The sequence below is a fragment of the Carboxylicivirga fragile genome (genome assembly GCF_050589805.1).
Lineage (GTDB): Bacteria > Bacteroidota > Bacteroidia > Bacteroidales > Marinilabiliaceae > Carboxylicivirga > Carboxylicivirga fragile.
The window spans coordinates 72,755-88,101 of the sequence record NZ_JBNGOY010000022.1 but is presented as its reverse complement, the minus strand read 5'-3'; the positions used below and the strand labels follow the sequence as shown (position 1 = coordinate 88,101).

Here is a 15,347-nt window from a genome sequence, read left to right as displayed (position 1 = left end):
ATACAAGAACTGCTTACAGAATATCAAATCAATCAAGATGTCAAAGAACAACTAAAATTATTTGGTGACTAATTTTAACGCATCAGCAGTAATTCGGCATCTACAATTGTGCAGGCTCCACAACATGTGCCGGATATCCAGGTAGTCGTGGCTTTGAGTATCAGGATGCCAAGTTATATGCTGAATGGGGTGTTGATTTCCTTAAGTACGACTGGTGTGATACCGAAAACCTGAATGCCAAAGGTGCTTATCAAACCATGCGTGATGCGATTCGTGCAGCAGGCCGTCCCATACTATTCAGTATTTGCGAATGGGGTGATAATGATCCTTGGAAATGGGGTGATGAAATGGGGCATATGTGGCGTGTTACTGGCGATATAATTAACTGTTGGGATTGTAAGGTGGGCCATGGAACCTGGGCATCGTTAGGGGTGTGGCCTATAATTAAGTTGCGCAAAGATATTCGTAAGTATAGTGGGCCGGGACATTGGAATGACTTTGATATGATGGAGGTAGGTAATGGTATGTCTGTAGCTGAAGATCGTGTGCATTTTGCAATGTGGGCTATGTTGGCTTCACCTTTAATTATGGGTAATGATTTGCGTTCAGCGTCTAAAGAAATAATTGAAATATTGACAAATAAAGAGGTGGTTGCTGTCAATCAGGATAAATTAGGTATTCAGGCATATTGTCATTCAGATGAAGGTAATATTGAAATATGGGCAAAACCATTAGTAGATGGAGAATGGGCCTTTGCGTTCGTCAATATGAGTGAGGAAGAGGTTGTTGTTAATCATGACTGGAACTGGCACCCTGTCAAAGATGATTTGAGTGGTAGAGCATTAGAGGTGAATAATAAAACCTATAAAATAAGGGATTTGTATGACCACAAGGAATTGGGAACATCAAAACAAAAATTGAAAGTAAGCATTGGAGGACACGATGTTTTAATGATGCGGTTGATTCTTGTAAAATAATCATAGATAGTGTGATAGAGCTGTATGTGGTTTATGGACTTTGATGCTCAGTAGGTTATTTCGGTATTTTAGGTAATGGTTTAGTGGCAGTTAAGTCATCCTGGTTCTTTTTAATATATTCACTAGGGGACTTACCAAAATGAGATTTAAAAGCTTTTGAAAATGAAGGAAGGCTTGAGAAACCAACCTGGTACATCACTTCAGTAATGTTTCCCTCCTTATTGGTTAACATATTGGCTGCTTTTTCAAGGCGATAGAGTTTAATAATGTCTTGTGTTGATTGGCCAGTTAAAGCTTTTAGTTTACGGTATAAGTGTGTTGGACTGATGTTCATGGATTCAGCTAGCTTTTCAACTGAAAAGCTGGTGTTCATAATGTTTTCTTCAATAATGGTCATCACACGTTTTACGAAACGAGTATCCTGATTCTTCTCCTCTTCTGATGTTTCATTCAGTGTAAGGGTAATAATACTTTTTGAATAATTAATAAGGTAGGCTTCACGTTTTAAAGTATTTTTAATGCACAATGCCAGATAATCTATTTCAAATGGTTTGGTAATATACATGTCAGCACCACTTTTCATTCCCAGTATTTGTTGGCTGGTTTGGCTTTGAGCCGTAAGCAATAAAACAGGGATGTGCATAGTTTTACTGTTACTCTTCAATTGTCTACATAACTCATGCCCATTCATTTCAGGCATCATCACATCCGAGATAATTAAAGTAGGTTGTTCGCTTATCGCCAACTTCAAGGCTTCCACTCCATTATTGACCATTATTATCTTGTAGTTTGACCTCAAATTCATATCAATAAATTCAAGTATGTCAGGATTGTCATCCGCTAACAGTATTTTAGGCCTGTTTTTACCAACCATATTGCTTGTTGAAGAAGGTGTCGTTCTGATTGGTACAGTATCCTTGTTAGTGATAGAATTAAATTCAATAGCTGTTTCATCTATGGAGGAAATAGGAAGCTCTAAAGTAAAACAACTACCTTTTCCCAAATTGCTTTCAAGAGTAATTGTGCCTTGATGCAATCTGGCATATTCCATGGCTAGGGTTAATCCTATGCCGGTACCTGACATTTCCGGGGAATTACCTGGGCTTTGATAAAAGCGTTCAAATATCTGATTATGCTCTGCAGGATCAATGCCCTTACCACTATCAGATACCGTTATTTTCGCAAGACCATTTAGAATTTTTAGCTTGAGTGATATGTTGCCTTTTGCAGGGGTATGTTTAAAAGCATTGGACAGCAGGTTAAAAAGAATAGTCTTAATTTTTTCATCATCAATAGCCAGATTCAATGATGGGGCTTCTTCTTCAAATTTATAATTAATATCTTTGCGTCTAGCTAGGTCGTTGAATGATTCAAAAACGTCCCGCGCTATTAGGCTAATATTTGCAGGTGTAGTTTTAATTTTCAGTCCGGTTGTTTCTAACTTTCGAAAATCCAAAATTTGATTAACAAGGTTCATTAGACGCTGCGAATTCTTTTCTGCCAGTTGCAACATTCTTTTACTGACTTCATCGACATTCCCACTGTTAAGAATTTGCCTTATTGGAGGGAGTATTAGGCTGAGTGGTGTTCGAAACTCATGCGAGATATTGGTAAAAAACTGTTGTTTGTTACTAAAAAGCTGTTCTGAATGCTCTTTTTCGATTTGAATGATGTTAAGTTGATTACGCAGCTTATTTCTAAAGTTGTAAATGTAAAAGGCCGTGTAAATAATACCAATAATAACAAGCATATACAGTATAAGAAATGGTGCACTCAACCAGATTGGAGGTTCAATAGTAAAATGTATTCGAGATGTACTTCCACTTGCAATACCTTTATGGTTCGTGCCTGACACTTCCAAAGTATAATTATTAGGTTTGAGATTCGAAAACACAGCAAAGTTTTTATTTCCGCCGGTGTATTGCCATTGTTCGTTGTAACCCTCTAAGCGGTACCGATAACTATTTAGCTCGGGCAACCAGTAATCGAAATTAGAAAACTGAAAAAGTAAAGAGTTTTCGCGATAAGGCAAACGTATATCTTCACAATAGCTAATGTCTTTATCCAGTATTTGATTAGAGTCATTAGGCAGAGTAATGGCATTGTTAATGGACAAGCCACTTATGATAGTGTGCACATCCTGATTGACACTGTAATTCAGTGGTGGCTCAATTTGTAGGTAGCCATTCTGGCAACCAAAATAAAGCTGACCATCATTAGCTTGATAGCTGCTTTTACTGATAAAGTTTTTGAAGGGAGTATTGGTGTTGAGTGGGATTGTAAATAATAGACTTGTTTCAGAATCTATTTTAATTATTTCGTGAGGAGTTGCGGCCCAAATAAATCCTTGCTTATCTATTTCCATACTTATAATTGGTGCGATAGGCGCATGAAATCGATGCGTAATAAATGTATGGTTATTGGTGTTAAACTGAACAAGTCCTTTATTGAAAGCTAACCATATCTGATTGTTCTTTGCCTTTTGTAGACTTAATATAGGGCTATTCAAGCCTGTATCTTTACTGTGCATTAGCTTTATGGTCTGGCCATTTTTCGGATCATACCTCTTTAAAGCTCCATTGTCGGTAAAGTAGAGGAAACCATTGCTTACACACATAAGTGCTTCTCCATTCGTGGTGACAGATATAAAGGAGTATGGTTGTTTCTTATCTTTATTCTTTACTATTTTAAAAACACCACCTTCCCAGGCACTTACATATATTTGTCCTTCGGATGACATGGAGAAGTTTCCAATGTAATTCGATGTTAATCCGTTTATAGCTTGTGATGTGATGTTACTCATGCTATGAGTATTTGGATTCCAGATATTAATGCCACCTGCAGTGCCTATCCATATTTGTCCTAATGTATCTAAAGCAAGTGTATAAGCGTTATCCAGCAATAATCGTCTGCTACGTTCGCCCTTTGAAGTGTACAATTCCTGCTGTCCATTCTTTGTCTCGTGAATAACTCCATGATCAGTGGCCATCCATTTACTTCCGTCATTCAGCACCAAGATATCGCGCAGCAGATTACCTGCTTTAATCCCATTGGACTCAAATAAAACTTCATTCATCGAATAGCCACGATCCATATTATCAAGTATACTAATCCCGTTTGGAGTTACAAACCATAATAATGCATTTTGGTCTTCAAATATTTGACGAACTACATTGTTGCAAATGGTGTGGTTGATATGTGGGTTGTGAAAAAAACTGGTGATAGAACTATCCTTATAACTAAAAATATTTAAACCAAAGTCTGTGCCGAGCCATAGCTCGTTACTAGATTGATGAATACTTTTAATGACCTCATTACTTAAGGCACTATTCTCTGAATTATAGTTACGAAATAATCCGGTGTGACGATTGTAAAGACATAACCCCGTTTCAGTTCCAATTAATAATATAGAATCGTTGTTGGTATCAGTTTTGATAGTCAGTATCAAGTTGTTTGAAATATTAGGTTTGTAGGTTCCATTCAGTTTAAATGAGTCAAATCTATTTCCTCTCAAGCAGTTCAGTCCATCGAAAGTGCCAACCCATAATTGCCCATCCTTATCTTCATATATTGACCTAACAGTATTATGACTTAAATTACTGTTATCCTTTCTATAGTTTATAAAGGATTGTGTGTCCTTATTAAATTTGAATAAGCCATCATTGGTTCCAACCCAGATGTTTTCATTTGAGTCTTTAAATAAGGTTCGGATAACACGTATGTCAATTTGCTGAAAGGTATTAACCTCAAAAGTCTTAATGTTAATGGTACAGAGCTTATTCCATGTGCCAACCCATAGAATGTCATCATCAAGTAAAAGTGCGCTTATTCGATCGGATGGCAATTGAGACTTTGAATTTTGGCTGTCGAAATAAATCATTGTGTAACCATCGTAACGGCATAAACCATTTTCTGTACCAATCCATATAAATCCTTTCTGATCTTGTACAATGGAGTTAGTAACGTTGGAAGGCAATCCGTTCTCATATCGTAAGCTCGAAAAGTACTTTTCAGCTCCTTGAGCAGTGTAAGTATAAAGAGTAATGATTATATAAATTGAGAAACGGATCTTCATGAACAGTGATTTAAACTGATTTATATCCAATAAAAGTAGAAATAAATAGAATTAGATAGTTAAAGTTGGTACGATTTTAATAAAAATATGTAAGATATTAACAAATATGACTTTAATGAGGTTTCTAATTGCCTCATTTTAAATTGATGTAAGAAATGGATAAGTATTGGATGGATACGCCAAAGTTATCAATAAGGCATATGTTTACTTTTGATGATATCGTAATTTAAACGCAACGTGATGAGAAATGATTTTTTATTAATAGCAGTTTTGTTGGCAGGTTTAATTGGCATGTCATCGTCATGCACCAAGGAAAAACCTGTTGTTGAAGATGAACCACCTATACCGCCCGAGACCATTGATTTTGTGCACGGGATTGATCTAAGCTATGTGAAGCAGGTGGAAGATAAAGGAGGAGTGTTTAAATTAGACCAAAATAATATAGATCCCTTCAAATTATTCAAAGATAAAGGCGCCAATATGGTGCGCCTGCGTTTATGGCACAATCCGGAGTGGATCAAAGATATTTATGGAGACCAAACAGCAGTTTATAGTGGCTTTGAAGAAGTAGCCATTGATATTAAACGGGCAAAAGACAACGGAATGGCTGTCAATTTAGATTTTCATTATTCTGATATTTGGGCAGATCCAGAGCATCAGACACCTCCATCAGCCTGGATGGATATTACAGATATAAATGTATTATGTGACTCTGTATACAATTACACTTATGGTGTGATGAAGGAATTGCATGAGCGAAATATCTTACCCGAGATGGTACAGATAGGAAATGAAACGAATTGTGGTATGATGCACACTGGCACTATGAATGCGTTTCCTAAGCTTTCAGTATGTGATGGTAACTGGATTAATATGGGTAAGGTGCTCAATGCCGGTATTAAGGCGGTGCGTGATGTTGATATGCTAAGTGGCAAAAGCACATTGGTAGCTTTGCATGTGGCAGATCCTAAAAACCTGGACTGGTGGTTTACCAATATTATCAATCAAGGTCAGGTGACCGATTTCGACATTGCAGGGTTTTCTTATTATCATATTTGGCACACTACTGTTTCATTCTTCGATTTACCTGATGTGGTTATTAGCTTAAAAGCGAAGATTAATAGAGATGTTGTCATTTTAGAAACAGCGTATCCTTTCACCACGGATAATAACGACAGCTACAATAATATATATGGTTCTCAAGCTCCGCTTGCAGCTTACCCTTATTCCGTTGAAGGTCAAAAGCAGTATATGATTGATTTGACTCAAAATATGATGGAAGCAGGAGCCATTGGAGTTATGTATTGGGAACCAGCCTGGATTACCTCAGGTTTAAAAGACTTATGGGGCACGGGCTCTGCCTGGGAAAATTGTGCTTTATTTGATTTCTCAGGAAAGGCTACCGATGGGATCAATTATTTAAATCATCCGTTTACCAACTAAATATTTCACTGGTTTTGGCATTGTGCTTACAGTTCAATAGCTGAACGGTGAGCAACTAAATACACTCAATTGAAAAAATAAAATGTGTTTATGGTGCACAAATAAGAAGGTTCCCCAAAGAGATCATTGTCTCTTATGAAATAAACTATTCAATAACTAACATTCAATTTTTATGAAAGAATTAATGACGTTTAAAGCATTTATGGTGTTGCTTTTATTCTCGTTCACGCTAAATGTTCTTGGGCAGAGCATTAGTATTGAAGGTGTTATTGTTGACTCGAATAATCAACAAGCTATTCCGGGAGTAACAGTATTTATTAAAGGTACGCAGGTTGGAACAATAAGTGCATCCAATGGTGCGTACCTGATAAGTGCCAATAACGGAGATGTAATCGTATTTTCGTTTATAGGTTATAAAAAGCAGGAAGTGCTAGTAGGCCCACAGGCTGTATACGATATCCAATTGGTTTCGGATATAGTGGATATGGAAGAAGTGATGGTCATTGGTTATGGACAATTGAAAAAGTCAGATGCCACAGGTTCTGTAGTTTCGGTTAGTACCAAGGACTTTAATAAAGGCGTAACAACTTCACCACAGGATCTGTTAGCCGGTAAGACATCCGGCGTGCAAATTACTTCAGCTGGCGGTGAACCTGGGAGTGCAGCCACCATACGTATTCGTGGAGGCTCTTCTTTGTCAGCCAGTAATGATCCTCTATTTATTATAGATGGAGTACCTGTTGATAACGATGGGGTTTCGGGTATGCGTAACCCTCTGAATACAATCAACCCAAGTGATATTGAGTCTTTTTCTGTACTTAAAGATGCCTCTGCAACGGCTATTTATGGCTCGCGTGCCTCCAATGGCGTGATTATAGTTACTACCAAAAAAGGAAGTAAAGGAGGGCTAAAATTCAATTACAATGGTAATGCATCTGTTGGATTTCGAACCAATGAGATACAGAGCTTTTCGGCTGATGAGTATAGTAATTTAATCACAACACGATATGGAGATGGATCCAATGCTCAACAAATGCTTGGTGCAGCATCTACGGATTGGCAAGATGAAATATTTCAAACAGCAACCGGCCAGGACCATAATTTTAGTATGTCGGGAGCGACGTTAAATACACCTTTTCGCTTGTCACTTGGTTATACACAGCAGAAAGGCTTGTTGAAAACATCGGGACTGGATCGTTTTACTGGTAGCTTAAACTTGAACCCGTCCTTTTTTGATAATCATTTAAAGCTAGACCTGAGCATCAAAGGCATGTTTATTAAAAACCGATTTGCCGATAACGGCGCGATTAATACTGCTATTTTATTTGATCCAACTCAATCGGTTTACGATGAAACAAGCCCTTATGGAGGCTATTATACTTGGATTGATGGCGACCGACCAAGCAGTGTGGCAACAGCTAATCCGATGGCTTTAATCAATCAACGAGAGGACCGATCGGAAGTATATAGAAGTATTGGTAACGCTAAACTTGAGTATAATTTTCATGCTTTGCCGGAATTAACAGCAACTCTAAACCTGGGTTATGATTATTCGGCCAGTGATGGGAATGTTTTTGTTCCTGAAAATGCAGCATTTGCCTATCGTAGAGCTTCGGATGGTACAGATATTAGTGGGGAAGATCGAAATTATTCTCAGGATAAGCGTAATGAACTATTGGATTTTTACCTTAAATACGATAAGAATTTACCTTCAATTAATAGTAAGTTTGATATCATGGGGGGGTATTCGTGGCAGCATTTCTGGCGTGAGGATTATGTGAAGTCTACCAGTGTAAATGGAAATTACTTAATTGTACCTGAACAAACCATACCAACAGAAAATTACTTGGTGTCCTTCTTCGGCCGAATGAATTATAGTTTTAAAGACCGTTATTTATTAACCCTAACTGTACGTCATGATGGGACATCTCGTTTTTCTGAAGACAACCGCTGGGGTACCTTTCCTTCTATTGCGCTGGCTTGGCGAATCAAAGAGGAATCTTTTCTAAAAAATGTGGAGGCTTTATCTAACCTTAAGCTACGACTCGGATATGGTATAACCGGGCAACAGTACATCACTTCAGATAACTATCCTTACCTGGCAAAGTACACGCTTAGTCGAGAAACAGCACGCTATCTGATGGGAGATACGTGGGTTACTATGGCGCGCCCTGATGGTTATGATGCCGATCTGAAGTGGGAGGAAACAACGACCTTCAACATTGGTTTGGATTATGGCTTCCTGAATGAACGAATTAATGGTTCCATTGAAATCTATAAGCGTGAAACTAACGATTTGATTAATGAGATTCCTGTTGCAGCCGGCACTAACTTTTCAAATGTATTATTGACCAATGTAGGGACATTAGAAAACCGTGGAGTTGAATTCAATATTAATGTTCGACCTATTGTGAAAACGGATATGTTTTGGGAGATTGGATTTAATCTGTCGAAAAATGTGAATGAGATTACCAAGCTGACTAGTGTGGATAATCCCGATTATAAAGGGGTTCAAACAGGAGCAATATCAACTGGTATTGGCGGTTATGCTAAAATCAATTCAGTGGGCAAACCAGCCAATTCTTTCTATATGTTCCAGCAGGTGTACGACCAAGATGGAAAACCTATTGAAGGTGTATATGCTGATCGTAATGACGATGGTGTAGTTAATGAGCAGGATATGTATCATTACAAATCCTCAGCTCCTGATTTACTGATGGGCTTGTCATCGCGTTTTGAATATAAAAAATGGGATTTCTCATTCATGGCACGTGCCAGTTTAGGTAACCATATGTACAATGATCTGTCTGCAGGTAGTTCTAATTATCAATATGTATTTAACTCAAGTTATTTGCAGAACGTACCTCAATCAGTCCTTGATACCAATTTTGAACGTCAGCAGATTTACTCTGATTATTATGTACAGGATGCTTCGTTTTTCAAATTAGATAATGTTTCAGCCGGATATCAATTTGAAAAGGTATTTAACGGCCTGATGGATATTCGCCTCTCAATGACTGTACAAAATGCTCTGGTTCTTACCGATTATTCAGGTGTGGATCCTGAGGTGTTTGATGGTATCGACAATGCTGTGTATCCACGACCTCGAACTTTTGTATTAGGAGCTAGTTTGTCCTTTTAATAAGTAATTTCAAATTAAATTACTTAAACAGATTTTTATGAAACCACCATATAAAATTGGCATCTCCAGGTTTATATAAATGGTTGATTTAATTTATGTGGGAATTCCATGTCTGCCAAAATGCAGGCATCTGATAATTTAAAATTTACAAAGATGAAACGATATATGATAAAAGGGATGGTAACCATTATGGCAGTGTTCTTAGTGGCAACCTCATGTGTTAATGATCTCGATACCATTCCTATTGATAAGAATACCATTACATCAGCTACTTTTTTTAATAGTGTTGATTCCTATCGTCAGTTATTGGCTAAGTTATATGGCGGGTTATCGCTAACCGGTCAAATAGGACCAGATGGAGATCAGGACGTTCAAGGAATAGATGAAGGAGCATCAAACTATGTAAGGGCCTACTGGTATATGCAAGATATGACAACAGAAATGGCTCTATGGGTTTGGAGCGATGCAGGTATCCCTGAATTGCAGACAAATGAGTGGACCTCAGCCAATGAGGTTAGCATGGGAATGTATTATCGTATTTTTTACCAGATTACACTCGCCAATGAATTTATCAGAGAATCGACAGAAAGCAAGTTAAACAGCCGTGGTTTTAGCGAGGCTGAAAAAGTAATTATAAGAGCTTTTCATCACGAAGCCCGCTTCTTACGAGCTCTTAGTTATTATCATGCACTTGATTTATATGGCAGTGTGCCGTTCGTTGATGAGAACAGTTCGATTGGCGCTTTTCTTCCTGAACAAATATCAAAGGCCGATTTATTTACATATCTTGAAACTGAGTTGAAAGAACTCGAGATGCTTTTGCCTGATCCAGGTAATAATGAGTTTGGTCGTGTTGATGCAGCTGCTGCGTGGATGGTACTAGCTAAACTATTTTTGAATGCTGAAGTGTATATTTCATCTTCAAAATATAATGAAGTAGTTACATATAGTGAGAAAGTGATTAATTCGTCCTATAAGCTGAACGATGATTATCAACAACTTTTCCTAGCCGATAATCATTTGGCCGATGGTATAATTTTGCCAGTGATTCATGATGGGATTAATGCTCAAACATGGGGAGGAACCACTATGATTGCCTGCTCATCCTGGGCTTCTGATATGAATCCATCTTCAGTAGGTATCACGGCATGGGGTGGCAATAGGGCACGGAAGCAACTAATTGATAAGTTTAGCGATTATACCGGGGCTTCTGATAGACGAGCCATGTTTTTTACTAATGACCGCACGATGACCACTGATGAGATCACAGAATTCAAAAATGGATTCTCAGTTATGAAATATAAAAACATTACATCTGGAGGAGCACTTGGTTCAAATACTGATCATATGGATATTGATTTTCCATTGCTTCGAGTTGCAGATGCGTACCTGATGTATGCTGAAGCCGTACTCAGAGGAGGATCAAATGGTAATGCCAATGATGCACTGCGGTATATTAATAATGTTCGAGAACGCGCCTATGGTAATACTTCGGGCAATATATTGCTGGCCGACTTAACTCTTGATTTTATCTTGGATGAAAGAGCAAGGGAATTTTACTGGGAAGGATATCGTCGTACGGATCTGGTTCGTTATGGTAAATTCACTAGTACTGATTACCTGTGGGAATGGAAAGGTGGAGTATATGAAGGTAAAGGCTTACCACAGCATTTTAACCATTTTCCAATTCCAGCATCAGATATCAATGCTAATCCTAATTTAAAGCAGGACGGGTATTAATATTTGCTCTATTATTAAAGTTTGACATTTAAATTGGTTAGTCTCAATTTTTACGATCATTCTGAAACTAAAAATGTAAGATATGAAGAAGATATTTATATATAGTCTATTGATTATTGGTTTGTTAAGTGCCTGTGAAGAGGTGAACAAGCTCATGATAGGTGAAACAATTCATCCGATTTTAACAACAGAATTACCACAGGAAACCATAGTTTTAACAGAAGAGACTGCTGGTGATATATTTACTAGTTTTGAATGGACCATTGCTGATTTTGGATACCCATCAGCTGATCCGGAATATACGCTAGAAATGGATTTTGAGGGTAATGATTTTAGCGGATCTATTAATCTGCTTAATACTTTTGACTTGAGCTTTGAACCACTTAATGCCTTTATTAATCAAAAGCTTATCACTCTTGGAGGAGAACCAGGAGTGGCCAGTAACATAGAGTTGAGAGTGACAGGCTCAATAGAAGATCAATTAATTGCCACCAGTAATGTTATTAAGACTAAAGTTATGCCTTATGAAATAATAATTGTATATCCAAAATTGTATGTTACCGGAGACCATAACGGCTGGGGCTTCGAAGAGGATGACTTGCTGTATTCAGTTGCAGATAATGAGATTTTTGAAGGGTACATTCATATGGATAACGGCGAAGATTGGAATGGGTTCAAATTATCGTATCAGTCCAATTGGGACAATGGAGATGCCATTGTTGGAGATGCCGATGCAAGTGGTACATCAGGTAACTTGCAAGTAGGTAATTGGGGTGGTAACAATATGTTTGCCACCGAAGGAACAGGAGTTTACTTTATTAAAGCTAATATTCTGGCTACATCTTATACGATCTATAAAACTGATTGGGCTATTACAGGTGATTTTAATAGTTGGGGCTATACTGATATGACTTATGATGATGCAACTGATACTTGGAGTTTAACTGTTGATATGTCATCTGGTGGCTTCAAGTTTATTGCTAATCAGGATTGGAATAAGGTGTTTGGTGACGATGAAATGGATGGTATTCTTAACAAGGGTACTGATGGTAATAATATTCAGATTTCAGAAGAAGGTAATTATACTATCACTATGGATCTGAGCCAGGCGATTTATACTTATACAATTGTCAAAAATTAGATGCAATTAATGTCCTGTCAGGATTTCTATCCTGATAGGACCATATACCTTAACTGGATAATGAAGGTGTCTTATACTTGCTCAGAAGCGAAACCCTTCACTCAAAATATTACCGTCGCCATGGAGTTTATCATTAACTCAGGGTGATTACAAAAAGCATTGTATGATTTTAAACTTTAAATACAAATTCAACTATTTAGTGTTGATGTTGTTGGTTGTTGCTGCTTGCTCATGTACAAAATCTCTTGAAGAGTCACGAACCGTATCTAACCTAAGTGAATGGCGTTTTACCAGAACTGATGACTCACTGGCCTTCCTGCCACAATATAGTGATAGTGGATGGAAAACAGTGAAAGTGCCCCATGACTGGGCTATTTATGGGCCTTTCGATAAAGAAATTGATAAACAGATGGTTCGGATAGTTCAGAACAATGAGAATGAAGCGACAGAGAAAACTGGAAGAACCGGCGCCTTACCTTTTGTAGGTGTAGGTTGGTATCGCACATCCTTTAAGTTGAAAGAAGCTGATGAATCAAAACAGGTGTTGTTAACTTTTGATGGAGCCATGAGCAATGCTGAGGTTTATGTCAATGGTATTAAAGTTGGAACGCGTCCTTATGGTTATAGTTACTTTTATTTCGATATAAGCAAATATGTAAAAATTAAAGAAGCTAACCTTGTCGCAGTGAGGCTTGAAAATCACTCATTCTCATCAAGATGGTATCCTGGTGCTGGTTTGTATCGTAAAGTACAGCTTATTGTAAAGGATAAAGTGAGTTTTAAACATTGGGGCCATACACTAACCACTGAACAGGTGTCTGATGAAAAAGCCACAATACAGATTCGATCAGAAGTGGAAGGGTCTGATGTGGAGGTAAAAACAATTATTCGTGACGGTATTGGCAAAATTGTTGCCGAAGGTATAGCAACATCGCAGTCCAATGGAGTACATGAACTCAAAATCGATATTGATCAACCCAAATTATGGAGTCCTGAAAGCCCCAATCTTTATTCAGCAGAGCTATTACTAAATAAAGAGGGTACGGTGGTAGATAGTGACAATATTCGTTTTGGTGTAAGGTCAATAAGCTACACTGCTGATAATGGCTTTCAACTAAATGGTAAAACTATAAAGTTTAAGGGTGTTTGTTTACATCATGATCTGGGGCCATTAGGAACCGCCGTTAATAGAGCTGCTTTAAAAAGACAGTTAACTATTTTAAAAGATATGGGGTGTAATGCCATTCGTTCGGCGCACAACATGCCTTCATTTGAGCAACTGGAGTTATGTGATGAAATGGGTTTTTTGTTTTTAGCCGAAAGCTTTGATGAATGGAAACTGCCAAAAGTTAAAAATGGATATAACCTCTATTTTGACGAATGGGCTGAAAAAGATGTGGTTAATCTTGTACGTGCAACCCGTAATCATCCATCAATAGTGATGTGGAGTGCAGGTAACGAAGTTCCCGACCAATGGGGTGATGCAGGAGTACAACGCCTTCAGTTTTTGCAGGATTTATTTCATCGAGAAGATCCTACGCGCCCTGTTACTGTTGGTATGGACCAGGTTAAGGCTGTAATGGAAAATGGCTTTGGTTCCAAGGTTCAAATTCCTGGCTTAAATTATCGTGTGCATCTTTATGATGAGGCATATGAGACATTCCCAGGAGGATTACTTCTGGGTTCAGAAACAGCTTCTACAGTCAGCTCACGTGGTGTTTATAAGTTTCCTGTTCAGAGTGGATCGGATATGGTATATGAGGATTTGCAATCTAGCTCGTATGATCTGGAATATTGTAATTGGTCAAATATACCTGAAGATGATTTTGAGATGCAAGATGACAAACCATGGGTAATCGGTGAGTTTGTTTGGACAGGTTTTGATTATTTGGGTGAACCCACTCCATATGATAATTATTGGCCATCGCGCAGCTCTTACTTTGGCATTAATGATTTAGCCGGATTGCCAAAAGATAGATATTATCTCTATAGAAGTCGCTGGAATACAAAGGATGAAACATTACATGTGCTTCCACATTGGAACTGGGAGGGACGGGAAGGTGAAACTACTCCTGTATTCGTTTATACGAGTTACAACAGTGCTGAGCTGTTTATCAATGGCAAAAGTCAAGGTATTCGAAAAAAGAATAATAACAGTAAGCTGGAGCGTTATCGTTTAATGTGGAATGAGGTGAAATACGAACCTGGCACATTATCTGTTGTAGCATACGATGCCGATGGATCTTTGGCCATGGAAAAAGAGGTGCATACCGCCGGAGAAGCTTATGCTCTTAAGTTAGAAGCTGATCGATCCATCATTCATGCTGACGGTGAGGATCTGGCTTATATAACAGTTTCCGTTGTTGATAAGGATGGAAACTTGTGTCCTAGAGCAGTAAATCAGCTTAATATTGAAGTAAGTGGTCAAGGAGAATTTAAGGCTGTCTGTAATGGTGATGCAACCTCATTAGAATTATTTCATATGCCAACAATGAAGACTTTTAGTGGCAAGTTGGTTTTAACCGTTCAAGCTAGTAGGCATGCAGGTATGATTAGTGTTAAAGTAACTGGAAATGAATTAAATAAAGGGCTTATTGAACTAGAATGTAAATAGATGAAGGTTTTGTTTTATTGAAAAGCCCTAAATGTTAAAACTATTTGTCACCTATAAAAGGATTATTTATGCGAATCAAGGGTTGAGAATTAAATAAGGAAATTTAGCTGAAAGTCTGATAATTAGGGTGATATATTTGTTTAAGCTTTTGAAAATAAGAATCATAAAGTTTAGTGCATGACAAAACTGTAAATAATTGAAAATCAACGAAATAA

7 protein-coding genes are annotated in these 15,347 nt (G+C 37.8%); 6 read left to right on the top strand and 1 reads right to left on the bottom strand.

The annotated features are described in order from the left end of the window. Nucleotides 1-98: 98 nt before the first annotated feature. On the top strand, nt 99-977 hold the full coding sequence (locus ACRD7B_RS11475; RefSeq protein WP_430824701.1) for a glycoside hydrolase family 27 protein: 879 nt from the start codon (nt 99-101) through the stop codon (nt 975-977). 55 nt (nt 978-1,032) lie between these two features. Here the strand turns inward: ACRD7B_RS11475 and ACRD7B_RS11470 are convergent, their stop codons facing one another. After that, a complete protein-coding gene (locus tag ACRD7B_RS11470; RefSeq protein WP_430824700.1) occupies nt 1,033-5,052 on the bottom strand; it encodes a two-component regulator propeller domain-containing protein in 4,020 nt (1,339 codons plus the stop codon). A gap of 240 nt (nt 5,053-5,292) precedes the next feature. Between ACRD7B_RS11470 and ACRD7B_RS11465 the strand changes: the two genes are divergently transcribed. The 5 genes from ACRD7B_RS11465 (at nt 5,293) to ACRD7B_RS11445 (ending at nt 15,132) form a co-directional block, all read left to right on the top strand. Next, nucleotides 5,293-6,495, top strand: a complete 1,203-nt coding sequence (locus ACRD7B_RS11465) for a glycoside hydrolase family 53 protein (protein ID WP_430824699.1) — start codon at nt 5,293-5,295, stop codon at nt 6,493-6,495. A gap of 172 nt (nt 6,496-6,667) precedes the next feature. Continuing rightward, nucleotides 6,668-9,637, top strand: a complete 2,970-nt coding sequence (locus ACRD7B_RS11460) for a SusC/RagA family TonB-linked outer membrane protein (protein WP_430824698.1) — start codon at nt 6,668-6,670, stop codon at nt 9,635-9,637. Between the two features lie 153 nt (nt 9,638-9,790). Continuing rightward, nucleotides 9,791-11,377 (top strand): RagB/SusD family nutrient uptake outer membrane protein, encoded by a 1,587-nt coding sequence (locus ACRD7B_RS11455; protein WP_430824697.1) that lies wholly within the window; start codon nt 9,791-9,793, stop codon nt 11,375-11,377. A gap of 82 nt (nt 11,378-11,459) precedes the next feature. Next, entirely contained in the window at nt 11,460-12,518 is a 1,059-nt protein-coding gene (locus ACRD7B_RS11450; RefSeq protein ID WP_430824696.1) for a SusE domain-containing protein, read from the top strand. 163 nt (nt 12,519-12,681) lie between these two features. Then, nucleotides 12,682-15,132: a glycoside hydrolase family 2 TIM barrel-domain containing protein gene (locus ACRD7B_RS11445; RefSeq protein ID WP_430824695.1), complete on the top strand. Its 2,451-nt coding sequence runs from the start codon at nt 12,682-12,684 to the stop codon at nt 15,130-15,132. Nucleotides 15,133-15,347: the final 215 nt, after the last annotated feature.

Coding starts and splice junctions, on each gene's coding strand:
- ACRD7B_RS11470 (WP_430824700.1), bottom strand. CDS start 5,052: ATGAAGATCCGTTTCTCAATTTATATAATCATTACTCTTTATACTTAC.
- ACRD7B_RS11465 (WP_430824699.1), top strand. CDS start 5,293: ATGAGAAATGATTTTTTATTAATAGCAGTTTTGTTGGCAGGTTTAATT.
- ACRD7B_RS11460 (WP_430824698.1), top strand. CDS start 6,668: ATGAAAGAATTAATGACGTTTAAAGCATTTATGGTGTTGCTTTTATTC.
- ACRD7B_RS11455 (WP_430824697.1), top strand. CDS start 9,791: ATGAAACGATATATGATAAAAGGGATGGTAACCATTATGGCAGTGTTC.
- ACRD7B_RS11450 (WP_430824696.1), top strand. CDS start 11,460: ATGAAGAAGATATTTATATATAGTCTATTGATTATTGGTTTGTTAAGT.
- ACRD7B_RS11445 (WP_430824695.1), top strand. CDS start 12,682: ATGATTTTAAACTTTAAATACAAATTCAACTATTTAGTGTTGATGTTG.